Origin of the sequence: Pseudarthrobacter cellobiosi, from assembly GCF_023913815.1 — a bacterium.
In the GTDB taxonomy this organism is placed as follows: Bacteria; Actinomycetota; Actinomycetes; order Actinomycetales; family Micrococcaceae; genus Arthrobacter; species Arthrobacter cellobiosi.
This window is the reverse complement of sequence record NZ_JAMXBK010000027.1, coordinates 308,233-333,149: the sequence shown is the minus strand read 5'-3', so window position 1 is coordinate 333,149 and position 24,917 is coordinate 308,233. Positions and strand designations below refer to the sequence as shown.

Below are 24,917 nucleotides of genomic sequence, written 5' to 3'. Positions count from 1 at the left end.
CTGAGCTGGAACCTCTTCCGGAAGTCGTAACGGACTGCCGGCCAGTGGTCCTCTACTAGCTCGAGGAAGGACCGGATTTTCCCACTGAGTCGCCCAGCTTCTCGCCGACGGCCTGCATCCACTCCATAGCGAATAAGAGCGTGTCTGCCCCGTCATGGAGTCCGGTGAGCGTCTCCGCGTCCTCCGGAGCCATGATCTGCTCCAGGATGTAATCCACGATCTCTTCTTCAGGAATGCCGGCGTCCTCAACTTTGAGGAGGACTTTCATCTTCCTGTAGGGGACCAGCAGGCTCAGCGAGATTTCGCCGTCTACGTTTGTCTGGCACTTCAGCGTGTTCTCCACGATGAGACTGCGGGGCTTCGGCCCGGGCTCAGGCGCCGGCTTCGGTGCTGCGCTCTCGGCTGCAGCTGGCTTGCGCGTGCGAGGGGCTGCCGGCTTTTTCGTGCTGGGTTCGGCTGCTTCAAGGGCTTCCGTGGTCATGGCTTGTCTCTCTTCTGACGGGTGGTGATGGGTGGAGCTGCTGCCCCGCGCTCACCCATCAAGAGGCGCGGGGCAGCAGGTGGTAGGGCGACTAGACGTCGCGTGTGTAGGAGAACGGTGCGGACTGGCCCACAGGGTTGGTGACCACGACGCTGGAGACGCCAGCCGCGCCGGCAGGCAGCACCGCGTCGATCTGCGCGGCAGACACGATGTCGAAGTCCGTAGCAGCGGTCCCGCCGAACGTGACCGCGGTTGCTGTGGCGAACGCTGTACCGGTGATGGACACCAGCTCGCCGGCGCCGGCAGGATCCGGGGAACCTTCAACAGCGGTGATCGTCGGGATGGTCGTCACCGTCGTCACAGCCGGGATCAGCCACTCACCGATGTGGTTGTTCTCCAGCCCGGGGGCGCGGTCAATCTTGAACGTGACCTCATAGCCCAGCACGTTGCCGCGCTCGGACTTATCCTCAGCGACCGATGCGACCGTAGCGTTCGCAGCCACGCGGCGCCGGATCATCCCGTTCTTGAAGATTTCCTCCGTGAAGATGACGTACTTGGCGCTGGTGCCGCCGCCGTCGATCGTGATGTAGCCGTTCACGTCGGCGGTCTTGCCGCGGATGATGGAGCGCACAATCTCATCGGTCTGCGCGAACTTGACCTTCAGCTCCACGTTGGCCAGGCCCGACGGGAGAGAAAACCCTTCCTGCCAGAACTCGATCGGATCGCCGTCAGCTTCCATCGACCACTCAAAGCCGCCGTCCTCCGTCAGGAGGCCGGGAAGCTTGTAAGTCACCGACAGGGCGAGGGACCGGGAACCGCCAGCAACCGGCGTCGGCACCGCGGTGCCAAAGGGTGCGATGCCGATGTGCCCGGTGACCGGTACGCCTACGGCGCTTACATCATTTCCAAAGCTGTCTGCAGCCATTACTTGCCTCCAAATAGAAAAGACCACCCACAGACGTGAATGGCTGGATGGTTGGGTGGGGTGGTGCTATGCGGTGAATGCCTCGCCGGTAACGCCAAGGTCGGCGGTGAAATAGCGGCGGGGCTGGCCGGAATCATCCCGTACCTTGTACGGGCCGCTGGTGCCCCGAACAACCGCAACCGGGTTGCCGGCCTCAACCGCGGCGCAGCCGGCCACGATGGCCTGGACCAGCAGCGCGAGATTCGATACTTCCTGGCCGTCGGTGGGATCATCGCCCGCGAGGACTGTTACGCCCACTGTCGTGTCCCTGGTGTTCAGCCCAGTGGTTGGGCCCCCGTCGTCGCGCACCACCACGGTCTTATTCCTGCGCGCCTCGGGAAAGCGTTCCCCGACATACACGCCGCCGGCGAGCGCAGAGCGAGGGTTCGCGGCGTCGGCCGCGATGGCTGCGAGCCGTGCCCGGATGTGCTCAGTGAGGAAGAGTTCGACGTCGGTGTGGATGACGTCCTTACCCACCGGTCTTCTCCGCATTCAGCGCCCGGGCGAGGTTCCCGGTTTCGGATTCGACGAACATGCTTGCCGGGTCTTCGGCCACGACCAGGCCGACATTGCGGGTCGCGGTGCTCTTGATCCTGGTGGTGATCCGGTCCCGGTAGTCGCCCGTGTCCACCGGGGCGCTTGTCCGGGCCCGGGCGGCGATGCTGTCCAGGTGTCGCTGCAGGACGGCGGTGACCTTCGGGGAGTGACCCAGCTTGGAGAAGAACGCGTTGTTCCACTTCATCTTGCCTGCCATCAGCCAGACACCTTCCTGACCCGGAACTCAACACCTGGGTTCCAGCCCGTCAGGGCGTTCTTCCAGTCGGCGACTTCGCCCTCGACGTCCCAGAGCCCCGAGCGGGCCCTGATGCGGTCGTGCTCCAGTACGTCGCTGCCGGGGGCGGCGTAGAGGCTCATGTTGGTGGTCGTAGTGGTTCGGTTTTCAGTGCTGGTCTCCGTGCTCGACGACGGGGCTATCGCCACGCCCTCCAGCTCGAGGAGCGCCGGGGCGGTCCAGTCCCTCTTGGTTGATTCGCCGGAGTATGGATCCGGGACCAGCTGGGCCCGTTCCCGGGTGACGGTCTCGCCATGTGCCAGGGGGAACATTCAGGACCGCCCTTCAGGCCAGATGAACTGGCTTTCGTAGTTGCCGGAGGTCGGGAACGACGCGACAGGCTTGGTAGTTGAGCTGCCCTCGAACACCTCGACCATCCAGTCTTCGATTACCAGCGGATCCGTGCTCGCGCCGGTAAGCGTTGCTGATCTGGACATGGGGCCTACGCCTTCGGAGAAGGACTTGGCCCCGCGGATCGGTACGACGTCGACGGCGCTGAGGACCATCTGGACGACGACGTCGCTCACGTCTTCCGCCGCCAGAGTGTTCGCCGCGATTCGGGCATCGACGTCGCGCCACCGCCTGCGGATCTTCCGCGAAGCTGACCCCAGGTAATACGTGACCCGGGCCAGCTCCACGGAGGTGAGAGGACGCCAGGCCGCCACTACGGCTTCAGGTTGTGCCAGATCGACCATGGCGTCCTCCTTCTCCTACTTGGGCGGATCAGCCGGCGGCTGGTCCTGCGTCTGTCCGGGTTCGTCCGGCACATCGACTTTCTGAACCGCCACGAGGCCGAGACCAACCAGACGCTTGCGCTCCGCGGCCGGCACATCCTCCGGCAGGACTGCGCCGCGATCGAAGTACCGCTCGATGGTGTTGGTCTGCGCCACGATCAGATGGGCCGTAACGACGTGCTGCGTCTTCTGCGCCATGTGATCAGAGCCCCGTGTTCTTGATGACGATGCCGGCCTTGGGTTCCAGCACGACAGGAACCGTTACGCGGCGAGCGCGGAGCAGGTAGCCGTCGGTCTTTTCCTCGCGGATGGCCTTGGTTTCGACGCCGACGCCGCCGACGCGGGTGTAGCCCGGGCCGCCCAGGTTCTCGTCGGCCATGCCGCCGAGCTGCGTGGTGTCGACCAGGATCGGATCGGCAGTGGGGGTGTGGTTGCTGCTCATCCACGTCAGGCCGAGGGCCTGCGGCCACACGCCCGTGAGGATGGGGTTTCCACTCTCGCGGGGCAGGAGCCCCGCTTCGTTGAGGCGGGAAACGGCCTTTGCCCACTGCTCGTCCTTCAGAACGATGGCGTTGGGGTCGAAGCCTTCGTCCAGGCCGGTGACCTTGGCCTTGGCGATCATCACACCCTCGACGATCTTGTTGCCATCGGTCCAGGCGCCCGGAGCGCCAGCGCCGGTGACGTTGTACTCCTGGAGGATCTTGGACGCGATGACGGCGAGGGTGGCGGAGTCCACGAACTTGACCGACTGGTTGACGAGCTTGGTGAAAGCACGCTCGACCGGGTTCATCCGCAGTCGAGCGATCGCCTCATCGAACACCGGAATGTCCTGGCCCCATTTGTTGGTCTTCGCAGCAGCAAGCTCGCCGCCGCTTGCCGTCGTCTTCGGGTAGCCGGCGCCGGGAGCAACTGCTTCCGGATCGTCGTTGGTGACGATCGGCTCGCCGGTTTCGTAGAACAGGCCGCCGCCGACCGCTTCAAAGCGGCCGGTGAGCAGTGCGTCTGCGATGTAGCGCTGCTCCAGGAGGGTCCGGAGGCGCCGGGAGATCAGGGTTGGGTTCTTCAGGAAGTGGTGAATCTCCTGAATGGTGCCGCCGGAGACCGTAGCCGGCGGCGCGGGGTAAGTGAAAGACATCAGGGCTCCTTAGTGGTCCATGAGGATCTCGACCAGGACGTCTGTCCCGGCCGTAACTGCGGTGCCAACAGCGTGGGCAGCGTCGCCGGCCCCGATGGTGACTACCTTGCCGGCGGCTGCCGGGATGACCCGGGCGCCAACGGCAATGGCGCCCGACGCGAGGAGCGGCTGAAGGCCACCGGCCAGAACGGTGACCTTCTCTCCTGCCTTGGCATCAAACGCTGCTGTGCCGACCCACGCGGACGTGGATGCCGAGGTGGGGGACACGGAGCGAGCGCCTGTCACCACCAGGAGCTGGCCGCCTACGACGTCGGCAGTGGCGGTGAAGGTGACCGGCTCTCCGGCCTTGAACTTCTGTACGTGCTGTCCCATGATCAGACTTCCTCTCCGGGGTAGAACTTGGAGTAGAGCTTGTCCTCGTCGGTGGACTCGTTGACCCCACCGACGTAGCCGGCGGCTGCGAGAGGCACCAGGCCCTTTTCGAGGCCTGCGAGAGTCTCGGCCATGCCCGGGTCGGCGGCGAGCGCGTTCACCCAGTGGTCGCGGCGGGCCGGAGCGATCCGGCCATCCTCGACGGCGGCGTTGACCACGGCGAGGCGATTGGTAGCCAGCTGTTCCTGGCGGGCCTGGCGGCCCTCAGCTGCGGCATTCTGGAGATCGGTGTACTGGGCTTCATCCAATACGACAGTGCCCGGAGCGGCGGCCGTGGGAGCCGCCGGTGTTGCTTCCTGCTCTGCGAGTGCCTCGTCGAGCGCGGACAGGAGTCCGGTGTCGTCAAGGTTTGCTGCGGCGGGGATGCCGAGCCGCTCACGGAGCCCCTGTGTCAGTGCTTCCGACATGGTGTCGGTTCCTTTCTGTTGGGGGGTGATGATGTCCTTCGGCTCGGCCGGAGGTGTTGGGATGGTCTTTGCGACCATGTGGGCGGCAGCTGCCAGCGGGGAGCCGTTGCTCAGGCTGAGGCCCGGACGACGTTCGTGGCTGGTGTTGACCGCGGGTGCCGGGGCGTTGCGGCGCCCGGCGTGGGCGAAGATCGAGAGGTCAAAGCGGTTGGTGGCGTCGGGGTCAGCCTCATCGCCGGTGTCCACGCGGTCCGCTAGTCCGGCTGTGACGGCTTCCTCGGCCGTGTACCAGGTCTCGGCCAGCATTGCGTCGCGCCATTCGTTGGCTGTGCCTCCGGCGCGTTCGGCGTAGATGCTGGCGATGGTGCCGGATATGCGGTCCAGGATCTGGGCAGTGTCGGCCATGTCCTTGGCATTGCCCCAGCAGATCGCGCTGGCGTCATGGATCATAAGTTCGGTGTTCTTGCCCATGACCACCTCGTCGGCCGCCTGGATGATGAACGACGCAGCCGAAGCTGCCAAGCCGTCCACCGTGGCGATGATGTTGGCCGGGTGGCGACGCAGGGCATTCATGATTGCCACGCCGTCATAGACCGAACCGCCGGGGGAGTTGACCCGCAAGTTGATCGTGTCGACGTCGAGGGCCTGCAGCTCCCGCACGAAGTCCGCGGCGTTGACTCCCCAAAAGCTATCGATCACGTCGTAGATGTAGACCTCGGCCGACGTGCCGGCTTCGTCGGTTTCCATCCGGAACCAGGGCCCCCGGTCCACGGCCGGCTTGAGCATATTGATCTTCATTTCATCTCCATGGCTTGGACGAGTGCGGCAGCTGTTGCGGCGCTAATGGGGCGGGGTTCCCTCGCAGTGGCGAGATCCTGTGCGGGCAGCCCGTACGTGGTCCTGAGCTGGTCCTCCAGCTTCTGATCGGCGATGAGGGCGCCGCAGTCAATCAGCAACTTGATGGCCTCGGCCGTCGCCGGGTGGCGGGAGCCGATTTCCTCGAACACCAGCCGCGGTGCCGGTTCGTTTGGGCCCCAGTTGACGTCAACGAGGTCTTCGATGACGTGCTGGGTGGTGGTGTCCGCGATCTGCATGGCCACCGTCTGCAGCGAGAGGGTAAAGAAGTCCGCGAACGTGGATCCCAGCGCCCAAGACCCGGTCTCGGTGCCGAGGTTCAGGAAGTGCGCCAGGACGCCGCGGGCTATCTGCTCGTCGTAGTACCTGATCGGCTTATCCGCGTCCGGGAGCGTGCCCTCGACGCCCTTCAGCGCGAGCTTCGCGCTGTTCGGGATGGCCGCGCCGGAGTTGTCGCCAGACCGAAAGCCTTTGGCCAGGGCCAGTCCACTGTCCAGCTCGGCCTTCTCGCGCTGGGTCCGGTCCTCGCCGCCAACCGAATCCGGAAGCTTCGAACCCTCGTAGACGGGGACGCCCATGCCGTTTCGGTCCACGGTCTGCGCCTGGACCCGCAAGAGGCGGTCCTTCAGCAGCCAGTACTTGTATGCAGGTCGCAGTAGCGACTGGCCCAGCCAGTTGCCGCCCTCACGCTCGTTGACGTACACGGCGAGCCGCTCCACGCCCATTTTGGCTTCCTTGTTGCCGCCGGAGGGGTGACCGTGCTGGTAGATGGCGACCAGGCCGCCGTCGGACGCTACATCCACTCGGGAGATCGTCTTGGGTGGGCGCCAGGCGAGCTTCCGGAGCCGCGCGAGGCCGCTCTCGTCGAGCCGGTACACCTGTTCGAACACTGAGTGCCCAAACGGGAGCATCAGCAGCGACAGCCGCAGGTGCTCGGCCCAGGAGAACCGGTCACGGGTTCGAAGGACCGGCATGTTCTCTTCACCGACCAGCGGCAAGCCCATATCGTCGGCCACCTGGCGGGCAACCTCCGGGCGGGCTCCGTTGGGATCGATCCGCCACTTTGTCCGGCGGATCGGCAGCGTCATGGCCCGCAGGACCGAAATGACCTGGCCATCCTGCCGACGCATGCGGTCGTACACCTCAATGTTGTGCGGCCACTGAAGCTCCGGGGTCTCTTCCTGGTCCAGCTGCGTCCACCACTCGGTGGCTGTGCTGGCATAGCCCTTTTCTGACACGGGAACCGTCATGCTGCGCGCTCCTCTCGTCAGAAGCCCTGTTGGGCCCAGTTATCAGTGGATGAATCGACGTCGGCCGTCCGGACTGCTTCCGGTGCAGGCGGCGGTGGCGGGGGAACAACTTCTTTGCGACCCAGCAGCCACTTGGCCGCCGTAAACGCCATCAGGGGCGCCACCTCCGCGGGAGATGCCCTGTGATCGGGGATGGAAGCGCCGGCGCTGAAGACCTTCAGAACGGCCGTGGCCGCCGAGACGTCCAGGACCGGCTGTGGGTTGTGCCGAACGGTGCAATCCCTGACGGAGTCGTAAGTGTCAGCCCAGCCCGCGGTGAGGTCACTGCCGGACCACTCCACAACCGGGATGGTGAACTTGACGTCTTCGGCCAGGGTGACCATCAGCGGGGAAATCGGGGCGCCCTTGGACTGGCCGGCTACAGACCGGATACGGTCCCGGCGCTTGTCGTCCATCAGGTAGTCCTTGACCCAGTCCGAACCGTGACGGGCGGCCACAATCTCCACCTGAGCGACGCCGTCGGCCCTGTGGCCGGCGAACGCAACATAGGTCATGGACCGGTCATGGGACTGATCAAGGCCAACCACGACGTCGGTGACTATCCGATGCTCGTCACCCATCCGCAAGCTGCCATCCGGGAGCGTCTCAGGCTGGTTCTTGCCCTTATCCCACGAACCGGGCGGGAACGGGCCCGTCAGAGTGCCCTCTGACCACTGGCACAGGACCTCAGTGCGGAAAACCCACTCAGGATCAGTCCGGCACGCGGCCGCGATGGTCCTCTCGGTGAAGCCGGGGTTCCAGTTCAGCGACGGATTGGCCTGGGCCCACCCTTGCCGCTCCCGCTTGTCCATCCCTGGGGCGGTGGACCACTCAAACAGGCCGAGCGTGTCCTCGTCCTGCTCAAAGTCGGCCAGCTCGTCCTCGTCGAGCTCTTCGTCGTCGTCTGTGAGCTCGTTCAGGTCCAGCGCGGTAGGCCCGGAGGCCCCGATCTCCTCGCAGATCCCGTCAGGATCCCCGATTGCCTCGTGCGCCATCTTGCGGAGATACCGCAGGACGATGGAGGTCAGGTCGCCGGCGTTTGAAAGCGCCAGGATCAGCGCTTCGGCTTGCGCCATGGTGGTCTTGGTGATCGCGCCCCAGGCTTCCCAGTTCTGATGTTCACGCAGCTCATCGAGCATGATCAGATTGCCGGTAAAGCCACGGCCGGCACGGCGGTTGGCGGCCTTGACCTTGTAGCGGGCCTTGGTCTTGTCGGTGGCGCCGTCAGTGATCTCCAGCGCCTTCTTGCCATTGACCTTGACTACGCGCTTGAGGATCTTCGAGAGCTCGTCGTCCTCTTCAACGAGGTCGACGGCGCCCTGCCAGACTTCCTCAGCCGTTTCGAGGTCCTGGGCGGTGCCCATGACCAGCGGCCAGCCCCACACGATCATGAACCACAGCGCGAGGACCTGCGAGAGGGTGCTCTTGCCGTTCTGGCGGGCAATCAGCACCACTACCGTGCGGAAGCGCAGCGTCCCGTCAGGGAGCAGCTCCAGCATCCGGCACAGGAGGACCTTCTGCCAGGGGTACAGCTTCAGGTGCAGGACGTTCTCGGCGAACTCGATGACGTCGTAGCCGAGCGTTGTCTCCGGCGTGAGGGCCCGGAGTGGTGGAGTGCAGATCCGCGGTTCAGCTGAGCCGTAGATCTTCTTCTTTTTCGTCCCCGTGTGAGGCGGCTCGGGGACGTGGCAGATGGACCGGTAGTAATCCCCTGGGTCTACATCAGCCGGTCCGCTCACCGGCGCGGCGTGCGGCGGCGCGAGCTTGGAGGTCGGAGACATTCGAACCCTCCGGCTTCTTCACTTCGCCGGCTGGCTCGGCGGGTGCAACAGCACCGGCGCCCATTGACAGCGACGCAGGGGTTATCTGCAGCTCCGCGCATGCCTTCAGGTAGGTGGGGACCGTCGTCGTCATAGCCTTTTGCAGGGCCTGCATGCTGTCCCGCTGCGCCTCGTCGATCATCCAGGCGAGCGTCTTGAGAGCGGCAACGGGGCCAGCGAACCGGAGCCCCTGCAGGTGCTTGGCTTCGGAGAGGGTCTGGGCCGTGGCATCAGCCACGTAGCCGCGCTTACGGACCGGTTTCACCAAGGGAGCGAACCTATCGCCCCACGCGCGGATCTGTTCGGCCGTTGAACGCTCGACGGCGAGCGCCGGGTGAGGGAGGACGCGGCCGCGGGGATCCTTGACCACCATGCCCTCTTCCTCGACCCGCTTGCGGGCTTCGCGGAGACGGGCCATGAGGGTAGCGAAGGTTTCCAAGGCCGATCGGTCCACTTTGCCGGCCAGGTCATTGCTGGCGACGATCTCGCGCCAGACCTCGGCCACGGCCTCGGGGAGATGGTCCGGGGGCTCGATGGCGTCTGGTTCTGCCTGGGTGCGTGGCTTCATAGTTTTAGCTCCCCGAGTGTCATGGTGCCGCAGCGGATAGTTGACGTGGAAAGGACGCCAGCGCGGATGGCGTCAATGGGCCTGGCCTCGACGTCGGACCATGAGTCCACGATCTCCGGCCGCAGCTTCGCGACCAGGTCAGAGAGTGTCCGGCGGGAATGCCGCCAATCAATCAGGACGGCGATGTCAGCGACAACCATCTGCGGGTAATCTGCCAGAACTTCACGAACGGCTGGCTCGGCCTCTTCCGATACCGAGGCCCGGTAGTAGTGATCGCGAGCGCCAGGGACCAGCGCACGGCGGACGGCGTTCCTGGACGCTCCCCGGTCCCGGGCTATGCCCCGGATCGACTCGCCATCACCATGCAGCAGGCGGAGGGCTGGGCGGTCATGCATCACGTCTCCTAGAAGGTGTGAGATGTGCCGGGCAGGCCAGGCCTTTGCAGCTATTCAGTTATGAGTTCAAGAGGGTCCATTTTCCCCGCCAATTCAACGAACTTGGGGGATTTCAAGGGGGAAATCCCGGGGGAGGGAGGACCCTTCAGGCGGGGAGCGTCCCGGCTTTCGTGGAGCTGGATTTTATTGCGATCCGACTGGCCGGAGTCACCATTCCTCGGATGTCACACCGAGACTGTGGATTGTCCCGACACCCTCTGCCTTATTGCAACTCAGGTGGGCGGGCTTCCAGTTGCTCCGCTCCCATGTCAGGTGAGGGTAAGCGGAGCGTGGCTTCACGTGCTGCACACTGCAGGACTGCTCATGCGGATACTCAAGCGAGTAGTCGATCGACTGCTCACAGATACAACACGGTGCCTTCGTCCTGCGACCATCTGCCTTGACCCAGAGCAGCGCGTCACTACGACGCCGGCCGGACCATGCGGGGATATGCAAGCCGTTCACATCACTGCCACCACCTTGGACATGACGAAGGCCCCGCCAGTTTACCAGCGAGGCCTTCATGCAAAGTGTTTTGGGGACAACTATCCCGAGCACGCTCATTCTATCCAGAGTCCGAGGGGATTAACAACTGTCACTCAGCCCACGCGTGTCACATGATCAGCGAGAGCGTGGAGTTGATAGCCGGACCATGTGGCACCGCAGTGGCCGCACGAGGCGAACGTCCCCCTCTCGTGGGGCACCGCGGTGAGCGCCGGCTTCCGGATCAGCTCCCCGTCCTCCTCCACCTTGTAATGACTGAGCTGACACTCCGGGCACTTGCCCTTCAGCTCGATCCGCTGTTGTGGATTGAACAGGGCCTCGATGTCCTTGCACCAGCCGCCGATCATCCGGGTAGCTTCCTTCTCCGACTCCGGACTGGCCAGGGCCTTCATCGCCCAGAACTGGATCCGCTTGGCGATCGACGTGGCGTCCAGCCGGTCAGTCCCTCCGAACGTCCAGTACTGGTAGGTGCTGGTCTCATCAATCCGTCTCAGCAGATCGAAGGCATTCAGAGCAAGAGGAGCAGGCCGACCCGACCCGCTGCCACCCGAGCCCGACTCCATGCCCGGAGTGAGCGCAGCCTGCAGCTGACCCAACAGGGACGGCCACATCCTGTACCTGGTCAGGGCATTGCCGGCTTCATCTTCGGTCTTCACCGGCTGTGGAGTGTTCCTGGTCAACTTGCTCACCACGCCTCCGAGGTCCAGCGGTTCGATGCTGTTCACGCGTCACCTCTCAAGTCTTTGATGATGTGGCCGCTCTTCAAATCCACCGGACGCCAGACGCCGGCGTTGATCCCAGCCAGCTGCAGCGCATCCAGCCACTCCAACTGGGCAGGAGCCACTTTGCCGACGTCTGTCTTCAGCTCACGGAACAGGACACGATGGCGGGACCCGCTCACCATGACCAGGTCAGGGAAGCCAGTGGCTGAGCGCCGGCTGTTGTGGGTGTGGTAAATCAGATGAAACCCATGGAGCTTCGCAAGATCGATGACCTGCCGCTGGAACTGGGCTTCTGAGAGTTTCGGAATGAAAGCAGTATTGGGAGAAGGCATGGGTTAGTTCCGTCCTCTGGTTCGGGGGCGTCTACGTCTAGGTTTCTTCGGAGGCTTGCTCTTAGTGATCGGCTGGGCTTCCTGCCCACTGCCTCCCTCACCTACCAGACCCAGCACGTCCCTACCCGTCCCGACGAATCCAGATCCGGGATACCTCTGTCCTGGGTCAGTTTTTGGTTCGGTGTTTGGTCGTGCGTCCGTTGCAGCCGGTGGTGCCGTTGCTGCCGGTTGGTCCTGTTCCTGGTCCGGGCGGGCCGTGGAGGCGGTGGACGGGCCGGTGGATGCCGTTGCCTCGTCCTCTTCCGGAGCGGCCGTTGCGGGCTGCTCTACGGTGCGCTGCTCCATGGTCTGCTTACCGTTGGCCGGGGCAGTGGTGGTGGGTGTGCGGGTGTAGCTGGGCTGGACCTTCGCGCCGTGCTTCTCAAGGAAAGCGACCGTTGCCGGGCCATACAATGGCTCGGCCGGAACGGGCAAGGTCTTCCAGGTGCTGTCAGGGTCATCGCCCCGACGTCCGTTGCACTCGCGGCAGCAGACAACAAGCGTATCTACGGTGCCGCCTTGGCCGGGGTTGATGTGGTCGTACGTGGCGCCGCGGCCTGACTTGGTATCGCCCCAAGCCACCGACTTGCCGCAGTAGCGGCATGCGTCGCCGTCGCGGGCTCTGACCTTCGACGTCAGCGCGGTATCTCTGGTGTCCTTCTTTCGTTGGTTGTTCCACTCCCGCTCTGCCTTCAGGATCATGTGGAAGAGGTCGTTATCCTCCACGAGCCTGAACGCCTTCCGCTGCTCGCCGTCGATCTCCACCTGCACCTCGGTAAGGTAACCGCAGTACTTGGCCGCTTCGATCAGCGCGTTGTACCTGGCCAGAGAGCCGGCCATATGCCGAGCCGTGCCCACAGTGATGATGTAGTCCTGCTCGTAGGCTGCCGCCTGGGTCGCGCAGCGGCCGACGAAACCGAAGCACTCGTTGAGGATCCGGTCATCAGCGTCTTCCATCTCCACTGCTGCCAGGACGATCGGGTGATTCGCCGCCGCGTCGCCCTGTTTCAGCCATGGCACTGGATGGACCTACTTTCGTTTCGTCACCGGCGAGCGCCGGTTGGTTTGGTTCGGTGGCGGTAAGGAGCATTCCGCAACGGTCTGGCGGTTCGGCTGCTTTCATTGGTGCTCCCTGTGTTCTTGGCATCCGCATCTCCGGACGCCTCCGTCTGGGATATCGGTAATGGCGGTGCAGTTCTCGTGTCCGTGGTGGTGGCCGCAGCCACCGCAGTACCAACGCACATCAGGCTCCTTCGCCTTAGTCGGTTTCTTCGTCCCAGTAGGTGGAGAACAGAAGGCTGTCCGACGCCAGGCCAGCGCGTTGCCTAGCGATGTTGTCACCGCTGATGGGGAACTCCATCCAGTCGGTCCGCTCCTGCGTGTGGAGCAGGAGGCGGATGATCCCGTGGGACAGGTCGGCTGATGCCCAGTTGTGGTCAACACCGCAGACGCCGCATTTGTGGCAGTCGCAGGGGCACCCGCATGGCCGGTCGGCATGCACATCCCACCCGTCACCGGAGCAGGACGCGTGCTTGCCGTCGCGGCAGTCCGGCCCGAACATGACTGTGCTCATCGTGTGCCAGCGATCTTGGCGGCGACGTGGAGGTGTCGTTCGACGGGGTCAAAGCTCATGCCGAGTCCCAGTGCTAGGTTCACTTCGACCTGCGCGCCTCTGGAGTGCTCCCAGCCGTCGAGGGTGGCGACGTGGTCGGCTTGGATCAGTAACGCGATGGCTACACGCATCCAGTCCTCCCAGGAGGGGTTGCGACAGGGTGCGGGGGATTCGGCGGGGTTCAGGACGGTGTACCCAGATGCGCGGAGTTGCCTGGCAGCTTTGTGGAACGCCGGATAGTTGAGCTGGGGGAGCCCCGTCATGGGCCCGGCAATGTAGAGCGTGCTCATGCGTTGACTCCTAGCGAATCGATTGCAGCCTGTAGCTGCTCGGGGGTGAAGTGGACGGCGCGGGCTTTGGACCCTTCGGACGGCCCGACGATGCCGGCCGCCTCGAGGCGGTCCATGATCTTGCCAGCCTTCGCGAAACCGACGCGGAGCTTGCGCTGCAGCATCGACATGGAACCGAACTGGGTGGTGACCACGAGCTCGGCCGCCTGCTCCAGTAGGCCGGCGTCCTCCACCGCCTGGAGTAAGCGCTCGGGCGCCCCTCCGTCGACGGGGTCGAGGTCAGCAGGCGTAATGGTGATGGTTCCGCCGTGGAAACCGGTGCCGTTACGGAGGAAGTCAGCGCCCGGGCTCGGCGCCTCATCTTCAAGGGCCGTCCCGCCGCCAGCGTGGGCGATCTCCGGCAGGCGGTTCATCCAGCCCTCACGCCAGGCGTCCAGGTGGCCTGCCATCTCTTCGTCCCGGATCGGCATCAGCAGGCCGAGGAAGGACTCACCGCAGCTAATCAGGATGCGCCGGGAATCCTCGGTCGGCTCGATCACCAAAGGTTCGCCGTACGCGGACGACGCAGTCGCGAAGAGCTTCACCAAGCGGCCCTGCGCCGTCAGCCGCTTCGGCATCACCGGGTCCGACAAGACGGCGCTCATGAGCATCCGCCCGAACGGCAGCAGATACTCGTTGCCGTCCTCCCTGGGGACCGTGAGTTCTTTCCCGGGGAAGAGGCCGGAGACGTCCAGGACGGTGATGGTCTTGTTCTTGACGGTCAGCCGCAACGCTTCCCCGAGCTCGTCCTCCTTCCGGGTGCCGCCGGACTTGAACAGTGCCAGCAGCTCCTTCGCGATATCGACGGGCAAATTGAAGGAGTCCGTGTCCGGATCCCCGGTCAGCCCGTCAGCCTCCCAGACCGACGCGACGGCGTGGCCGACGGTCTGCATGTTGCAGGCCGTCAGGTAAAGGTTGTGGTCGGTGGCGGTGAAGTGCACGACGGCGTACGCCGGGTAGTCCTTCGCGTCCGCTGCGTGCGGGATGACCGACTGGAGCGCCTGCCGGACATCCAAGGAGTTGACGGTAAGGATCATGCTCTTCTCCTCATCTGCCGCTTCATCCGTTCCTGGAGGAAGTGGTCGATGCTCTTGTCCGGGTTCACCGGTGCTTCGGATGATGAAAGGTGCGGTGATGGCAGCTGCTCCCACCCGGCCGCGGTGGCCCGGTTGATGGTGCGGCTGATCGCGGCCGCCTCGTGACGGTTCGCCGCTACACGCGGCTTGTCCCACAGGAGCAGATACAGATCCCGGACAGCCCGGGCCGTCTCCGCGTTGCACAGCTCGTGCTCCATGACCCGGGTGGAGTTCGACATTTCCCGGCCGAGGCGGCGCCACTGCCACCCGACCGAGTAGCCGAGACAGGCAAGCGTCCTAATCCGGGCTTGTGTGGGACCTGCCTTTACCTTGGTGGTCGCGCCCACCGTGGACAGCGACGGCCGGACCGCGAGGACACGCTCCGCGACCCGCGTCTCCACACGGGCCCGGGGCGGCATGTTCCGGGATGGGTCGCCGTAGATGATCTTGCCCAGGGTGGCATTCGAGACTCCGGCGACGCGGGCAAGGGTCTTGAGCCCGTACCCGCGCTTACCTAATGCCAGGATGTGCTCCCGGACCGGGCCGGCGTCGACCCTGCCGACGTCGTACGTCCCGGCCGCGATCCCAGCGGCACGGGCCTGCTCCCGCTTCGTGTTCGCATCCGTGCACGGCGTGCAGCGGCACTTGTCCACCACATACGCTATCGGTGTGCCGTGCTGGTGGTTGGCCCGTGGACACTGACAGTCCCGCTTGACCCGCTCGGCAATCACGAGGCCACCTGCTGCGGCGCCTGGTGATGGTAGCCACGGACCGGCAACGCCTCCGCCGGCGCCTCAACCACCACAACGTACTTATGCCCGGCCGAACCAGACACCAGCCGCCCCTCCGTGATGCACGCACGTGGATCACCCGTGATCTTGGTGTTGTGGCGGCGGGCGACGGCGGGCAAGTCACCGAGGGCTTGCAGGATCAGCTCGGCATCGGTCTCGGCCGTGCCCTGGCCCTCAATGATGGGCCAGACCGCACGGAAGGTATGCGTTGGCACCCGCACTGGCCTCTTCGCCATCAGGAACACCTGCAATCGCCATTGTGGGGGTCGATGACGGCGTTGCATGAACCGCACCGCTCCAGCTGCTTAGGCTTGTCCGCCTCAACCTTCGGGCTCATGCTGCCCACCCATTCAGGTTCGTGCCGGACTCGCGGCATGCGCCGATCGTCAGGAAGCCGTAGTCGAACGCGGTCACCCTGTCATCGAACACGGGCTCGTCGATCACGTGGACGATCTGGTCACCGTCCCAGCACGAGAGCTTCCAGCGGCCGTCCGACGTCTGCCGCACACCAGCCCGCGGGTACCTGGCCTCCGGGACAGCGAACGGGGCATCCGGCGAGCGCAGCGGGGTTGGTTCGGGTAGCGGCCGGGCGAGGGCATCCAGCGCGGCTTTCCACTCGTTAGCTGATTCCGCGTCGTTGAGGGCCTTGGCGTGGTCGAGGACGACTGTTTTGGCTTTCCAGTGCTTGCCGACGGGCGCCGGTTCGTCGAGGATTTCGGGGCGGTAGCCGCAGAGGCAGACGGGTTCGTCGTTCGGGCTTCTTCTCAGGTCGTGGTTACTCATCGTCGTAGTCCTCGTCTTCCTGGTCTTCGGTGCCGTTCTCGAGCAGGCGGGCAGCTCTTGCTTCGGTGAAGTGATCGAGTACTTCCTGCTCGACGCTGCTGAATTCGTAGTGATAGATGGTGCCGAGGCTTTCGAGCCATTTCTTCGGCCCGTACGCATTTGCGTAGGAGCCGACGTCCCAGGAGTCGAGCTTGAGGAGCTGGTCCTCGTAGGACTTGGTAGAGAGATGAAGCAGGAGCGCCATCTGCCCGGTAGTGAAGTCGAGGAGCGCTGCTTTGATCTCTGCGTAGCCGTCCTCTGCGTTGGCCCGGCGCCCTGTGATCTCGGAGTAGAGGGTTGTGTGTGCGTAGAGGCCATCCAGGAGCAGCGCGTAGAGGGCTTCGTCAGCGGCGCCCTCAGGTGGGGACTTGATGACGGCCTTGAGGTGCTCGGCCCGGACGGCGTGCGCGATGTCCAAGGCGGCGGACAGCGCTGCGTCGCGGCGCTTCGCCTCCAGCTCTTCCTCGGACAGTTCCGGCTTCGGCGTCTTCATCCGTTCCGGCTTCTCGTACCAATCGAGCCGGGCCCATGCCCGGTTCAGGGACGCTCCGTGGCCGGCAGCCACATGCTCTACGATCGTGAGTTCCTCGCCCTCACGCTCAACCACCCGGTTCCAATGCGTGTACAGCTGGGAATCCGGGACGAACTTCGCCCCCGCCTCCTTGAGCTCCGCCTCCAACGCCTTGACCTGCCCTGGCGCGTCACGCTTTCGGACTTCCTGCGCCACAGTGAACGACCAATCACGGCCACTGGCCGCAGCCGCCAAAAGGTTCCCGGTGGCTTCCTCGTTGTCCGCGAAATCGACCAACACCAACCCCTGATCAATGTTCAAGGTCCGATCCTCAAGCTTGACTTTCGCCTCTTCGGGCAGCTTGTTCAGCAGCAAACGCTTCCGGATATGGGACTGCGAGCGCCCGGCCTTCTGGGCCAGCAGCTTTACCGGGACGCCGAGGTCGAATACCTGTTGGTAGCCGGCTGACTCTTCAACGGGTGTGAGGTCGTTGCGGTGGGTGTTCTCGGCCAGCATCGCGAGGAGCTGCTTCTCGAGGGTGTCCAGGGATGGATCGACGATGCAGGGCAGGACGTCGAGGTTGGCTAGGGCCGCTGCGGCGCGGCGCTGATGCCCCGCGATGATCAGGAAATCGCCCTCCTTCTCGGGGTGCTGTGTCACCGTCAACGGCTGGATGATGCCCTGAGCTGTGATGCTGTTCGCCATGTCCACCACATTGCCGAGGCTCTTGCGGACGTTCTGGGGGTGGGGGATCAACTGGTCGATGTGGATCTCTTCGAAGTGGTTGCTCATGCGCTTGCCGTCTTCCGGGCGAACTCGTCGAGGGCGACCGCGGCTTTGTCGGCCTCGCCGCGGGCCTTATCTTCGACGGAGAGCGCGAGTTGCATTGCTTCCTCTGCCCGGGCGGCTTCCTTTTCGGCGATGTTGAGGAGGAATGCTGTGTTCACTCTGGTTCTCCACAGTGCGCGCGCTTCGGGTGAACGCATGGCGGCGTCGACGGCGGCTTCGACGTGGTCGAGCTCGGCGAGGCAGTTGACGGCTTGCGAGAGCGTTATGCGGTGGCCGTTGTGGAGGTAGGCCTCCAGGGGAGACTCGGCTGGGTTGCCCAGCCAATCCTGCTCGGTGGGTTGTTCAAAGGGCTGTTCGGTCATGGCGCTGCCTATCTAGGTGATGGGTGATGGGATGGGACAAGACGCCGTGGAAGTACCAGGCGTTGGAATGAGTGGGAGTGCTGGGGGCTTACTGTGCTGGGGCGGACATCCGGTCAGTACCGGCTGTCCGCCTCCAGCACGAAGCCGCCGGCGCCAGCCATCAGGAACAGTGCCCCGAGGACGGCAACACCGTTCAACACCGGGAAAGCCAGTGTGAACAGCAAGGCGCCGATGATGAGCAGCGGGAGGAACACGAACGTGCGGCGGCGATTCAGGCCGACCCGCGCCGACGGGCGCCTCACAGCACTGCCCCGGCTGCGGCTGCAGCGTTCCACTCCGGGGTTCCCCGGTGGATGTGCAGCGAATAGTTCGCCCAGATGGTGCCGTTGAGCAGGATCTGCCCCTCGGTTTTGTTCAGGACAGAGACGTCTACGCGGTAAGCGTCAATATCGACGTCCGCTTTAGACCTGTTCTGCCAGAACCACTTGAGCCAAGTCGTCATCCCGTCGGCGAGTTCCCTGTCGTCGCGGAACTCCAGCTCTGGGAAGTCCTTCAGTGGGCGGTGCCCGACCGGCTGCACTACGGCGAATCTCTTGATGCGGGCCTTCACCGACGGCCGCGCAGCGCTGATTCGGCGCGAGCCGCGACTACCCGATCAAAAGCGGACAGCTCAGCCGTCGGGGACGCGGCCGGGTTGAAGACGGTCACGCCGGCGAAGATGCCGGAGCCGGGGAGCCCGGACCCGGCGAACATGGAAGGGCTGCCGGAAACGGTCGGAATGAGCCCAGGCCCGGGCTTGGGGCCGGCAGTCGCCGGAGCCGTGGGGGACGGCTCGACGGCGACTGCCGGGGACTGTGGGGGAGTGGGCGGCTCTTCGCCCTGGTCATTGATCTCGCGGTACCTGGTCTCCGCGTCCGCCACTTCGGCGGCGAAATTGCGAATCTGCTTGAAGACGTCCAGCGCCAGGTCCCCGAGGTTCAGCGCAGCGAAGCCAGCGTTGCCCATGGGGTCGAACGACTTGACGGCCTTGAGCGCCGTCGTGAGTTCCTCCAGCTGCGAGTGCAGCCGGCGGCTGTCCGCGAACCGCTTGTTCTGGACGATCTTCACCTCGGTCACGGGCAACGCGTCCGGACCTATCTGGTAATCAACTGCCTGAAAGAACAAGTTCCGCGGGAACTGATCCAAGCGGTGGCTATACAAATCACTCAACGGATCCGGCGTCTGCGTAGACACTCTGCCGGCGGCAATACCCTCACGCGGTTCAACACGCGACCTGAGACCTGGTCGTTCCATTTTGGTTAGACTCGATTCTGATTTGAGAGCCGGGCTACCCCTCCCGTGGTGGGCCTGGCTCTTGGATTTTCTGCTTTCTTTTGTCCCACCCCAGGAGGGACAACTACGTGTGCTGGCTCAGCCGGTGCGGGTGAGCTGCCGCACATTCGACTGATGCGCGCACGGCCTGCCATCCAGCCAGGAGTCCAAACAATCAACCCGCACAAACCACCGGCCACCCTTCTTGCTCTGCACGCCGTGAAGCTCACCAGCGGCGAGCGCCTTGAGAATCGTCTTCGGGTGACGGATAGCGGCCTCGGCCGTCTGTTCGACCGTGAGGCGCTGGACCAGTGCGGGGACCATGGGTTACTCCTGGACTGTTGGTTTGTTGGTATCGAAAAGGACGCCGATGATCCGGCGGGCGGTCAGCTCGGCATGACGATCGCCGGTCATCACGGTGTTGCCTTGGAAGTAGGTCTCCTCGCCCTTGATGCAGGACGTGAGCAGTACCTTCTTGGCTGCCTCGACTTTCCCCAGCCATGCCATGTACCCCATGGCCGGCGCGGAGCTCACGCCGCCTCTCCCGGGCTGGTTGGAGCGGGGACGTCTTCGATGTGGCTGCGGCAGCTGCAACCCATGGCGTCGAGCTGCCACTTCAACGGGCTCAGGCCAGCGCCGATCAGGAACGCTTTGCTCTGTTCCTTCATGGCGTTGCACTCCGAGCGGGTCGGAACGTACAGCGGCGGGCACACGTCGTCGGCGCTCATGCCGACTCCTGGGCGTCGAGGGCCTTCATGATCCGCACCATCTCAGCGTTGAACGCCTCTGCCTGCACCGCATAATCGCGGGCCGCTTCGAAGCGGCCACTGAGAACTTCCAACGTGCACGAATACGCTGCGGCGTCGGCGCGGCCCTTGGCCCGCTCCCAGTCCTGGTGAGTGAGCTCCGGTTCCTTGCTCATGCCGGGATCTTCCGTGAGTGCGGCCGGCGAGCGCCGGAAGGGTTGTGGGCGGTGTTTCGTGTTCCATCTTCCACGCTGGGCGTTGCTGTGTGCTCGTGGTCAATGAAGAGTTCCTCCCAGTCGCAGCCCAGGGCAAATGCGATTCCCATGGCGAACGCCTCAGAGATGGTCTTCATCTTTCCGGATTCAACCTGCTGATAGGCGGCCTGTGATCGTCGGGCGAGATGGGCCACGTCGCGTTGGGTGAAGCGCTTCGCCGTGCGCTTGCGCCGTAAGGCTTCGGGATCTTTGATTTCCATCCAGACCTCCTTCTTGGCTAGTGGTGGGCGGCGGCGGATTGTCGCTGAACTCATTTTTACTCTCCTCTTATCGGTTTGACAAGTTCATCATCTTCCATCTTCCACTACTTGTCAAACCGATAAGCGGTAGTTTCCGCCTGCCACCTGCAAAGATGTACTTGTTACTTGTCAAAACATGGCGTGTCCGGTCTTCCACAAGCGAGACGACGCCGGGAAGAGTTACCGCCGTGAACGCATCCCCAAGCCTCAGCGCATTGGTAGAGACCGCCGTCGAACGTCACCAAACGTCCGTCCGGCAGCTCAGCTTCCTCGCGCAGAAGCAGGGCTTCCGTGTTACCCACACGACCTTGAATCAAGTTCGCAGTGGAACATATAAGTCCGTTCCGAGCGACGAGACCATCCGGGCAATCGCCTGGCTGGCCGGCGTCAGCGACGAGGTTGCCTTCACTGCCGCGGGACAACCCGTCCCCGGTCCACCGTTTGCCGAGGAACTCCCGCCCGGTGTCGATAACCTTTCGCTGAAAGCGCGCAAGGCTGCACTCGACATGCTGCGGGTCCTCGTGGATCTGGACAAGGACGCAGATGAAGAACGTCAAGCCGAGCTACAAGCCCTGCGCGAAGAACGCCGGCAGCTCCTCAAAGACTCCGGTTACATTAGCGCTGGACAGAAGACCGAACAGCCAGACGACACAGCGTCACTCGCAGCGAAACGCGCCGCCGGCAAAACTCTCCAGGAGCACAAAGCCCGACGCCGGGCCGACGAGGACAACAACATCCCGCTCCCGGATGACTACCTAGATCTGGCCGCACACCCCGCAACGGACTCATCCGGCCGGCGCGAACACCAGGCAGGCCGCGAGCGCGGCGAAGAATCGCAAGACGAAACAGAATAGGGGCGCCAAGCTTTGGGGGACAGCACGGATTATTCCAAGCGCGAGAACTGGCGCGGATTGTTGGGTGGGTATGACAGGCCCGAGCCGGAAGTAGCCATCCTGGCCGTCTTCGACGTGGCCCACTCGTCGGGTTGCAAGCCATTCCTTGGTCTTGGCAGCGACGGGCAGTCCTACTGGGTGAAGCACCGCAACAACGACCATGGCGTTCAGTCGCTGATGGTCGAGCGCGTTGTCGCTGCGGTTGGGCAACTTCTCGACGCTCCCATCCGGCCGGCAGTCCTGGTAACGATCCCTGAGGCTGTAGCGAATGACCCGATGCTTCGGGGCTACGGGGTCGCGTCGGGTGCCGCCCACGGATCGGAACATCTCGAAGACTGCATCGAGAAGGACGAGCTAACCCATACGCGCGACGACGGCAACAATGTTCGGCAACCTAAGTTCATCGCACTGTGGGAGCTTTTCGCGGGCGACGACCCCCAGTGGCTGTACTCCCGAGAGGCCGACAATCAGGTTTGGTCTTTTGACCACGGTTTCTGGGTGTCCGGCGGCGAGATGGGGGATTGGGGCGGCGATGAGCTGGAGCGAACGGTGCATATATGGTCGCCCTGGCTGGGGGACCTCAAGCACATGGACTCCGCCACTTTCCTGAGACTGGCCAACGAGATTGCAACTCTGAGTGTTGAAGATCTCGTGGCGTCAGTCGCCACCGTACCCGTATCATGGGGCATCCCTGACTATGACCTAGAGTCGATGGCATGGTGGATTCATTCCCGCCGCCGGCACATCGGCGATCGGATGAAAGCACTAAGTCTTTCCGCAGCGAAACATGAGAGGTGAACCGTGAATTACAACTACTGGACAATCCGTTACGTGCCCAATGTTATTCGCGGCGAATTTGTCAATATCGGGCTGCTGGTCGGCAGGGACGGCGAAGACTGGGCCTTTCGTGAGGTGAGTTCCCTGCGACGTGCAAACAGGCTTGGCGGCGATCCAACAATTGCCCGCTATTGGCTTAGCGAACTCCGAAGCATGTGCCGCCGCAGCACACCCCAGCCCACCGTCGCAGCATCCGGTCTCTGGACACCTGACACACAGGGCCAGGATGTCATGTCCGAGGGAACACTTCATCGCCTTCAGGGGCGCCTAAACAACGCTGTGCAAATCGCTCCTGCCCGGACAGTAATCTCCGACTCGGCCGAAGACGGCCTGGACATGCTTTTCGATCACCTGGTGGCAGACCCGGCCAGCACTACCCGGACTCAGTTCCGATCTCGCATATCCAAAGTCATCGAAGAGTCCTTCCTTCGGCAACTGAGCGACAGCTCCTCAACATTTGTTGAACGCCGGCCGGTAGTGCACGTCGGAAAGTCTGCGCGGACAGCCGATATTGCCCTAACGGACAACCGTGTAGAACAGATCACCAAAGCCTGGTCGTTCAATCTCGCTGACGCAGAGAAAGTTCAAACCGAGATAGAAGCCTGGGCATACCTCATGGCCAAAATCCAGGAAAAAGGCGGCATCCTCACCACGGCGGCCGGCCAGTCGCTTCTCGTCCCGGATCATGTCCAATTCAGAGTCATTTACGAGGAGCCGAGCACGGCTGCCCGAGCAGAGAATCTGCAGGCTGCAACTGAAATCTGGAGCCAGGTCGACGGGCTCAAGACTTACTCATCCAGCCAAGCGAACGAGCTTGTTAGAGACGGGCTTGCGCTAGTCGCCTAGTTCTTGTGGCCCCCAGGATTAAATGTCTGGGCCTACCTTTAGTGTCGGCCGGGTGTTTCATCCTTGGGGGATTCTCAGAAAACTTGCTCACATCCGGCTGTCCTGGGTGGTGATGCCCGATCTTGTGCCCGGGCGCACCAACGGCGTGGACATTATCTGGATGGACAAGCGCCTGGATCAGGTGGAGCGGCGCTGCACGCTCACCCACGAGCTGATCCACATCGAACGTAAACACATCGGCTGCCAGTTGCCGTCGGTGGAGCTTGAGGTGTGCCTGGAAACAGCGCGCCGGCTGATCCCCATTGAAGGCCTTGCGGCCGCGCTCCGGTGGAGCAACTGTCCCGCCGAGCTGGCCGAAGAACTGTGGGTGACCCCTGACGTCCTGTATGACCGGGTCCGGGTACTCACCCCTGACGAGCTGGCACTGCTCGTGGCCACCGAAGCCCAGTGCCACTAAATCCCATCACTTTGAAAGGACCGGCGATGGCCTGGACCGAAGTTCTACCCTCCGGAAAGTACCGTGCGCTGTACCGGGACCCGAACGGCAAACGCCGATCCGCCGGCACGTTCGACCACAAACGGCGAGCGCTGAATGCTGCGTCGGCCGCGGAGCAGGAGTCCCGGTCCCGTGGGTGGCAGGATCCCGACGCCGCGGATCGCCCCTGGGGCGAATGGGCCACTGAGTGGTGGGAGACCAGGAAGGTCGAGCCCACCACGATGGCCAGCGAAACGTACCTGCTGGAGTCCTACCTGATGCCCAAGTGGCGGACGGTGCCACTGGCAGAGATCACTCGCCACCGGGGCCGTGCCTGGATCACCGAACTGTCCAAGACCGAGCGCCGGATCTCCGCAGCGGAAGAAGCCAAGCGGAAAAAGGCCCTGGCAGCAGATCCCGCCGCGAAGATCCAGCGCCACTACCTGGCCGCGTCGTCAGTGCAGCGGATCGCCGGGCTGTTCTCCGCCTCGCTGAACGCCGCTGTGGACGCCGAGGTGCTCCCGGCCAACCCGGTGTTCCGGCTGAAGCTCCCATCTCGGCCACCGGCCGGCGAGCGCTTCCTGACGCACGCTGAGTTCGCCTTGCTGACGGAGGAATTCTGGGACGCGTTCGACGTCGCCGCGATAGCACTGATGGCCGGCTGCGGACTGCGGTGGGGCGAAGCCATGGGACTGCACCGGCACCGGATGGACCGCGAGCGCGGCTGGCTGCGCGTCGTGGAGACGTGGGATCCGAAAGCGGGCCAGATCAAGGCCTACCCGAAGGGCAAGAAGGCGCGTGACGTTCCCGTGCCGGGTTGGGTGGGGGAGATTCTGGACCGGCTGCCGATCCTGCCGGCTGCAGACTGCGGGCATGTGCACGCTGCAGGGCGGTGCCGGTCCAACCTGGTGCTGCACGGGGCCGGCGAGATGACGGACGTGAATAACTGGCGGAAGCGGGTCTGGGCGCCGGCGCTGGGCCGGGCGAAGATCGGGCACGCCAGGCCCCATGACCTTCGCCACACCTACGCGTCCTGGCTGGTGCAGAACGGGGTGTCGATCGAGGAAGTTGCGCGTCTTCTTGGTCACGCTTCCTCGGTGGTTACCCAGCGGTACGCGCACCTCGCGGACACCCCCAAGGACTCGGTACTCACTGCCCTGGGGGACCCGTTCCGTGGGGCAAACGTGGGGCAAACCGATACTCCGGGGGACTCCCAGAGCATCCGGGCCGTTCCTGCATAGGGTCCCTGCATCCCTTACGGGAGTAGGGAAGTAGGGCCAAAGACTGCGTCGGCCTACAATCGACTCCGAGGCCGGATAAATATTCACACCGAAGAGGTCACTGGTTCGAACCCAGTATCGCCCACCGAGGAATCTGGTCCGTTTCCGCTCAGCCGAGCGGAAACGGACCTTTTTTGTGCCCGCCATTCTGTCAGCCCCTTGTGAAAGAGTCTTT

General features: G+C 63.9%; 37 protein-coding genes and 1 pseudogene. 5 read left to right on the top strand and 33 right to left on the bottom strand.

Features of this window, described 5'->3' with window-relative positions:
* Positions 1 to 55 precede the first annotated feature (55 nt).
* From NG701_RS17145 to NG701_RS16985, 33 genes and pseudogenes are all read right to left on the bottom strand, one after another.
* Complete coding sequence (locus NG701_RS17145; protein WP_252569098.1) at positions 56 to 481, bottom strand: hypothetical protein; 426 nt, start codon at positions 479 to 481, stop codon at positions 56 to 58.
* A 91-nt stretch (positions 482 to 572) separates the two neighbouring features.
* The gene (locus NG701_RS17140) at positions 573 to 1,406 is read right to left on the bottom strand and encodes a phage tail tube protein (protein WP_252569095.1); all 834 of its coding nucleotides are present in this window, start codon (positions 1,404 to 1,406) and stop codon (positions 573 to 575) included.
* Positions 1,407 to 1,472: 66 nt separating this feature from the next.
* Positions 1,473 to 1,922, bottom strand: coding sequence for a hypothetical protein (locus tag NG701_RS17135; protein WP_252569094.1), 450 nt, complete (start codon positions 1,920 to 1,922; stop codon positions 1,473 to 1,475).
* Complete coding sequence (locus NG701_RS17130; RefSeq protein ID WP_252569092.1) at positions 1,915 to 2,199, bottom strand: hypothetical protein; 285 nt, start codon at positions 2,197 to 2,199, stop codon at positions 1,915 to 1,917. Before NG701_RS17130 ends, NG701_RS17135 begins: the two co-directional genes overlap by 8 nt.
* The gene (locus NG701_RS17125; RefSeq protein WP_252569090.1) at positions 2,199 to 2,549 is read right to left on the bottom strand and encodes a hypothetical protein; all 351 of its coding nucleotides are present in this window, start codon (positions 2,547 to 2,549) and stop codon (positions 2,199 to 2,201) included. The genes NG701_RS17130 and NG701_RS17125 overlap by 1 nt, the downstream gene beginning before the upstream one ends.
* Positions 2,550 to 2,972: a Gp19/Gp15/Gp42 family protein gene (locus NG701_RS17120; protein WP_252569088.1), complete on the bottom strand. Its 423-nt coding sequence runs from the start codon at positions 2,970 to 2,972 to the stop codon at positions 2,550 to 2,552.
* Positions 2,973 to 2,987: 15 nt separating this feature from the next.
* Entirely contained in the window at positions 2,988 to 3,209 is a 222-nt protein-coding gene (locus NG701_RS17115) for a hypothetical protein (RefSeq protein WP_252569086.1), read from the bottom strand.
* Between the two features lie 4 nt (positions 3,210 to 3,213).
* Positions 3,214 to 4,146 (bottom strand): phage major capsid protein, encoded by a 933-nt coding sequence (locus NG701_RS17110; RefSeq protein ID WP_252569084.1) that lies wholly within the window; start codon positions 4,144 to 4,146, stop codon positions 3,214 to 3,216.
* A 9-nt stretch (positions 4,147 to 4,155) separates the two neighbouring features.
* Positions 4,156 to 4,518 (bottom strand): capsid cement protein, encoded by a 363-nt coding sequence (locus NG701_RS17105; protein ID WP_252569083.1) that lies wholly within the window; start codon positions 4,516 to 4,518, stop codon positions 4,156 to 4,158.
* Positions 4,519 to 4,520: 2 nt separating this feature from the next.
* Positions 4,521 to 5,783 carry a head maturation protease, ClpP-related gene (locus NG701_RS17100; RefSeq protein ID WP_252569081.1) on the bottom strand — a complete coding sequence of 421 codons (1,263 nt, stop codon included), beginning with the start codon at positions 5,781 to 5,783 and terminating at the stop codon, positions 4,521 to 4,523.
* Positions 5,780 to 7,090, bottom strand: a complete 1,311-nt coding sequence (locus NG701_RS17095) for a phage portal protein family protein (protein ID WP_252569078.1) — start codon at positions 7,088 to 7,090, stop codon at positions 5,780 to 5,782. The genes NG701_RS17100 and NG701_RS17095 overlap by 4 nt, the downstream gene beginning before the upstream one ends.
* A gap of 17 nt (positions 7,091 to 7,107) precedes the next feature.
* A complete protein-coding gene (locus NG701_RS17090; protein WP_252569076.1) occupies positions 7,108 to 8,910 on the bottom strand; it encodes a terminase large subunit domain-containing protein in 1,803 nt (600 codons plus the stop codon).
* Positions 8,852 to 9,517: a P27 family phage terminase small subunit gene (locus NG701_RS17085; RefSeq protein WP_252569072.1), complete on the bottom strand. Its 666-nt coding sequence runs from the start codon at positions 9,515 to 9,517 to the stop codon at positions 8,852 to 8,854. The genes NG701_RS17090 and NG701_RS17085 overlap by 59 nt, the downstream gene beginning before the upstream one ends.
* Positions 9,514 to 9,912, bottom strand: coding sequence for a hypothetical protein (locus NG701_RS17080; RefSeq protein WP_252569069.1), 399 nt, complete (start codon positions 9,910 to 9,912; stop codon positions 9,514 to 9,516). The genes NG701_RS17085 and NG701_RS17080 overlap by 4 nt, the downstream gene beginning before the upstream one ends.
* 638 nt (positions 9,913 to 10,550) lie before the next feature.
* Positions 10,551 to 11,180: a DUF7340 domain-containing protein gene (locus tag NG701_RS17075; protein ID WP_252569066.1), complete on the bottom strand. Its 630-nt coding sequence runs from the start codon at positions 11,178 to 11,180 to the stop codon at positions 10,551 to 10,553.
* Positions 11,177 to 11,509, bottom strand: a complete 333-nt coding sequence (locus NG701_RS17070; protein ID WP_252569063.1) for a VRR-NUC domain-containing protein — start codon at positions 11,507 to 11,509, stop codon at positions 11,177 to 11,179. The genes NG701_RS17075 and NG701_RS17070 overlap by 4 nt, the downstream gene beginning before the upstream one ends.
* Before the next feature lie 3 nt (positions 11,510 to 11,512).
* Positions 11,513 to 12,568: an HNH endonuclease gene (locus NG701_RS17065; protein ID WP_252569060.1), complete on the bottom strand. Its 1,056-nt coding sequence runs from the start codon at positions 12,566 to 12,568 to the stop codon at positions 11,513 to 11,515.
* A 238-nt stretch (positions 12,569 to 12,806) separates the two neighbouring features.
* Positions 12,807 to 13,121: a hypothetical protein gene (locus NG701_RS17060; RefSeq protein WP_252569057.1), complete on the bottom strand. Its 315-nt coding sequence runs from the start codon at positions 13,119 to 13,121 to the stop codon at positions 12,807 to 12,809.
* Complete coding sequence (locus tag NG701_RS17055) at positions 13,118 to 13,450, bottom strand: DUF4406 domain-containing protein (protein ID WP_252569054.1); 333 nt, start codon at positions 13,448 to 13,450, stop codon at positions 13,118 to 13,120. The genes NG701_RS17060 and NG701_RS17055 overlap by 4 nt, the downstream gene beginning before the upstream one ends.
* 20 nt (positions 13,451 to 13,470) lie before the next feature.
* Positions 13,471 to 13,680: pseudogene (locus NG701_RS17050) on the bottom strand (DNA translocase FtsK); the annotation flags it as partial.
* Between the two features lie 842 nt (positions 13,681 to 14,522).
* The gene (locus tag NG701_RS17045) at positions 14,523 to 15,296 is read right to left on the bottom strand and encodes a hypothetical protein (protein ID WP_252569051.1); all 774 of its coding nucleotides are present in this window, start codon (positions 15,294 to 15,296) and stop codon (positions 14,523 to 14,525) included.
* Positions 15,293 to 15,592, bottom strand: coding sequence for a hypothetical protein (locus NG701_RS17040; protein WP_252569047.1), 300 nt, complete (start codon positions 15,590 to 15,592; stop codon positions 15,293 to 15,295). Before NG701_RS17040 ends, NG701_RS17045 begins: the two co-directional genes overlap by 4 nt.
* 97 nt (positions 15,593 to 15,689) lie before the next feature.
* Complete coding sequence (locus tag NG701_RS17035; RefSeq protein ID WP_252569044.1) at positions 15,690 to 16,139, bottom strand: hypothetical protein; 450 nt, start codon at positions 16,137 to 16,139, stop codon at positions 15,690 to 15,692.
* Positions 16,132 to 17,481 (bottom strand): ParB/RepB/Spo0J family partition protein, encoded by a 1,350-nt coding sequence (locus tag NG701_RS17030; protein ID WP_252569041.1) that lies wholly within the window; start codon positions 17,479 to 17,481, stop codon positions 16,132 to 16,134. The genes NG701_RS17035 and NG701_RS17030 overlap by 8 nt, the downstream gene beginning before the upstream one ends.
* Positions 17,478 to 17,840, bottom strand: a complete 363-nt coding sequence (locus NG701_RS17025; RefSeq protein WP_252569038.1) for a hypothetical protein — start codon at positions 17,838 to 17,840, stop codon at positions 17,478 to 17,480. The genes NG701_RS17030 and NG701_RS17025 overlap by 4 nt, the downstream gene beginning before the upstream one ends.
* 113 nt (positions 17,841 to 17,953) lie before the next feature.
* The gene (locus NG701_RS17020; protein WP_252569036.1) at positions 17,954 to 18,142 is read right to left on the bottom strand and encodes a hypothetical protein; all 189 of its coding nucleotides are present in this window, start codon (positions 18,140 to 18,142) and stop codon (positions 17,954 to 17,956) included.
* Entirely contained in the window at positions 18,139 to 18,420 is a 282-nt protein-coding gene (locus NG701_RS17015; RefSeq protein WP_252569032.1) for a hypothetical protein, read from the bottom strand. Before NG701_RS17015 ends, NG701_RS17020 begins: the two co-directional genes overlap by 4 nt.
* 26 nt (positions 18,421 to 18,446) lie before the next feature.
* Positions 18,447 to 18,956, bottom strand: a complete 510-nt coding sequence (locus NG701_RS17010) for a hypothetical protein (RefSeq protein ID WP_252569029.1) — start codon at positions 18,954 to 18,956, stop codon at positions 18,447 to 18,449.
* Positions 18,957 to 19,250: 294 nt separating this feature from the next.
* Positions 19,251 to 19,475 carry a helix-turn-helix domain-containing protein gene (locus tag NG701_RS17005; RefSeq protein WP_252569025.1) on the bottom strand — a complete coding sequence of 75 codons (225 nt, stop codon included), beginning with the start codon at positions 19,473 to 19,475 and terminating at the stop codon, positions 19,251 to 19,253.
* A 3-nt stretch (positions 19,476 to 19,478) separates the two neighbouring features.
* On the bottom strand, positions 19,479 to 19,685 hold the full coding sequence (locus NG701_RS17000) for a hypothetical protein (RefSeq protein WP_252569023.1): 207 nt from the start codon (positions 19,683 to 19,685) through the stop codon (positions 19,479 to 19,481).
* A complete protein-coding gene (locus NG701_RS16995) occupies positions 19,682 to 19,879 on the bottom strand; it encodes a hypothetical protein (RefSeq protein ID WP_252569020.1) in 198 nt (65 codons plus the stop codon). The genes NG701_RS17000 and NG701_RS16995 overlap by 4 nt, the downstream gene beginning before the upstream one ends.
* On the bottom strand, positions 19,876 to 20,073 hold the full coding sequence (locus tag NG701_RS16990) for a hypothetical protein (RefSeq protein WP_252569018.1): 198 nt from the start codon (positions 20,071 to 20,073) through the stop codon (positions 19,876 to 19,878). The genes NG701_RS16995 and NG701_RS16990 overlap by 4 nt, the downstream gene beginning before the upstream one ends.
* Complete coding sequence (locus NG701_RS16985) at positions 20,070 to 20,426, bottom strand: helix-turn-helix transcriptional regulator (protein ID WP_252569017.1); 357 nt, start codon at positions 20,424 to 20,426, stop codon at positions 20,070 to 20,072. Before NG701_RS16985 ends, NG701_RS16990 begins: the two co-directional genes overlap by 4 nt.
* 173 nt (positions 20,427 to 20,599) lie before the next feature.
* On the opposite strand from NG701_RS16985, the gene NG701_RS16980 reads away from it, so the two are divergent.
* From NG701_RS16980 to NG701_RS16960, 5 genes are all read left to right on the top strand, one after another.
* Positions 20,600 to 21,265 carry a hypothetical protein gene (locus NG701_RS16980; protein ID WP_252569015.1) on the top strand — a complete coding sequence of 222 codons (666 nt, stop codon included), beginning with the start codon at positions 20,600 to 20,602 and terminating at the stop codon, positions 21,263 to 21,265.
* A gap of 12 nt (positions 21,266 to 21,277) precedes the next feature.
* On the top strand, positions 21,278 to 22,102 hold the full coding sequence (locus tag NG701_RS16975) for a HipA family kinase (protein WP_252569013.1): 825 nt from the start codon (positions 21,278 to 21,280) through the stop codon (positions 22,100 to 22,102).
* A gap of 3 nt (positions 22,103 to 22,105) precedes the next feature.
* Positions 22,106 to 22,987 carry a DUF3037 domain-containing protein gene (locus NG701_RS16970; protein ID WP_252569011.1) on the top strand — a complete coding sequence of 294 codons (882 nt, stop codon included), beginning with the start codon at positions 22,106 to 22,108 and terminating at the stop codon, positions 22,985 to 22,987.
* Between the two features lie 112 nt (positions 22,988 to 23,099).
* Complete coding sequence (locus NG701_RS16965; protein ID WP_252569009.1) at positions 23,100 to 23,444, top strand: ImmA/IrrE family metallo-endopeptidase; 345 nt, start codon at positions 23,100 to 23,102, stop codon at positions 23,442 to 23,444.
* Positions 23,445 to 23,470: 26 nt separating this feature from the next.
* Positions 23,471 to 24,703 carry a tyrosine-type recombinase/integrase gene (locus NG701_RS16960; protein ID WP_252569007.1) on the top strand — a complete coding sequence of 411 codons (1,233 nt, stop codon included), beginning with the start codon at positions 23,471 to 23,473 and terminating at the stop codon, positions 24,701 to 24,703.
* The last annotated feature ends 214 nt before the right edge of the window (positions 24,704 to 24,917 follow it).

What these genes read in the sequence shown, in the direction of transcription:
- NG701_RS17060 (WP_252569057.1), bottom strand. Translation starts at nt 13,121, where the DNA reads ATGAGCACAGTCATGTTCGGGCCGGACTGCCGCGACGGCAAGCACGCG.
- NG701_RS17070 (WP_252569063.1), bottom strand. Translation starts at nt 11,509, where the DNA reads ATGCCTTCTCCCAATACTGCTTTCATTCCGAAACTCTCAGAAGCCCAG.
- NG701_RS17130 (WP_252569092.1), bottom strand. Translation starts at nt 2,199, where the DNA reads ATGGCAGGCAAGATGAAGTGGAACAACGCGTTCTTCTCCAAGCTGGGT.
- NG701_RS17085 (WP_252569072.1), bottom strand. Translation starts at nt 9,517, where the DNA reads ATGAAGCCACGCACCCAGGCAGAACCAGACGCCATCGAGCCCCCGGAC.
- NG701_RS17100 (WP_252569081.1), bottom strand. Translation starts at nt 5,783, where the DNA reads ATGAAGATCAATATGCTCAAGCCGGCCGTGGACCGGGGGCCCTGGTTC.
- NG701_RS17125 (WP_252569090.1), bottom strand. Translation starts at nt 2,549, where the DNA reads ATGTTCCCCCTGGCACATGGCGAGACCGTCACCCGGGAACGGGCCCAG.
- NG701_RS17110 (WP_252569084.1), bottom strand. Translation starts at nt 4,146, where the DNA reads ATGTCTTTCACTTACCCCGCGCCGCCGGCTACGGTCTCCGGCGGCACC.
- NG701_RS16965 (WP_252569009.1), top strand. Translation starts at nt 23,100, where the DNA reads ATGCCCGATCTTGTGCCCGGGCGCACCAACGGCGTGGACATTATCTGG.
- NG701_RS17140 (WP_252569095.1), bottom strand. Translation starts at nt 1,406, where the DNA reads ATGGCTGCAGACAGCTTTGGAAATGATGTAAGCGCCGTAGGCGTACCG.
- NG701_RS17145 (WP_252569098.1), bottom strand. Translation starts at nt 481, where the DNA reads ATGACCACGGAAGCCCTTGAAGCAGCCGAACCCAGCACGAAAAAGCCG.
- NG701_RS16960 (WP_252569007.1), top strand. Translation starts at nt 23,471, where the DNA reads ATGGCCTGGACCGAAGTTCTACCCTCCGGAAAGTACCGTGCGCTGTAC.
- NG701_RS17030 (WP_252569041.1), bottom strand. Translation starts at nt 17,481, where the DNA reads ATGAGCAACCACTTCGAAGAGATCCACATCGACCAGTTGATCCCCCAC.
- NG701_RS17105 (WP_252569083.1), bottom strand. Translation starts at nt 4,518, where the DNA reads ATGGGACAGCACGTACAGAAGTTCAAGGCCGGAGAGCCGGTCACCTTC.
- NG701_RS17120 (WP_252569088.1), bottom strand. Translation starts at nt 2,972, where the DNA reads ATGGTCGATCTGGCACAACCTGAAGCCGTAGTGGCGGCCTGGCGTCCT.
- NG701_RS16985 (WP_252569017.1), bottom strand. Translation starts at nt 20,426, where the DNA reads ATGAGTTCAGCGACAATCCGCCGCCGCCCACCACTAGCCAAGAAGGAG.
- NG701_RS17080 (WP_252569069.1), bottom strand. Translation starts at nt 9,912, where the DNA reads ATGCATGACCGCCCAGCCCTCCGCCTGCTGCATGGTGATGGCGAGTCG.
- NG701_RS17090 (WP_252569076.1), bottom strand. Translation starts at nt 8,910, where the DNA reads ATGTCTCCGACCTCCAAGCTCGCGCCGCCGCACGCCGCGCCGGTGAGC.
- NG701_RS17035 (WP_252569044.1), bottom strand. Translation starts at nt 16,139, where the DNA reads ATGAGTAACCACGACCTGAGAAGAAGCCCGAACGACGAACCCGTCTGC.
- NG701_RS16990 (WP_252569018.1), bottom strand. Translation starts at nt 20,073, where the DNA reads ATGAGCAAGGAACCGGAGCTCACTCACCAGGACTGGGAGCGGGCCAAG.
- NG701_RS17095 (WP_252569078.1), bottom strand. Translation starts at nt 7,090, where the DNA reads ATGACGGTTCCCGTGTCAGAAAAGGGCTATGCCAGCACAGCCACCGAG.
- NG701_RS17055 (WP_252569054.1), bottom strand. Translation starts at nt 13,450, where the DNA reads ATGAGCACGCTCTACATTGCCGGGCCCATGACGGGGCTCCCCCAGCTC.
- NG701_RS16995 (WP_252569020.1), bottom strand. Translation starts at nt 19,879, where the DNA reads ATGAGCGCCGACGACGTGTGCCCGCCGCTGTACGTTCCGACCCGCTCG.
- NG701_RS17115 (WP_252569086.1), bottom strand. Translation starts at nt 3,209, where the DNA reads ATGGCGCAGAAGACGCAGCACGTCGTTACGGCCCATCTGATCGTGGCG.
- NG701_RS17040 (WP_252569047.1), bottom strand. Translation starts at nt 15,592, where the DNA reads ATGGCGAAGAGGCCAGTGCGGGTGCCAACGCATACCTTCCGTGCGGTC.
- NG701_RS17025 (WP_252569038.1), bottom strand. Translation starts at nt 17,840, where the DNA reads ATGACCGAACAGCCCTTTGAACAACCCACCGAGCAGGATTGGCTGGGC.
- NG701_RS17005 (WP_252569025.1), bottom strand. Translation starts at nt 19,475, where the DNA reads ATGGTCCCCGCACTGGTCCAGCGCCTCACGGTCGAACAGACGGCCGAG.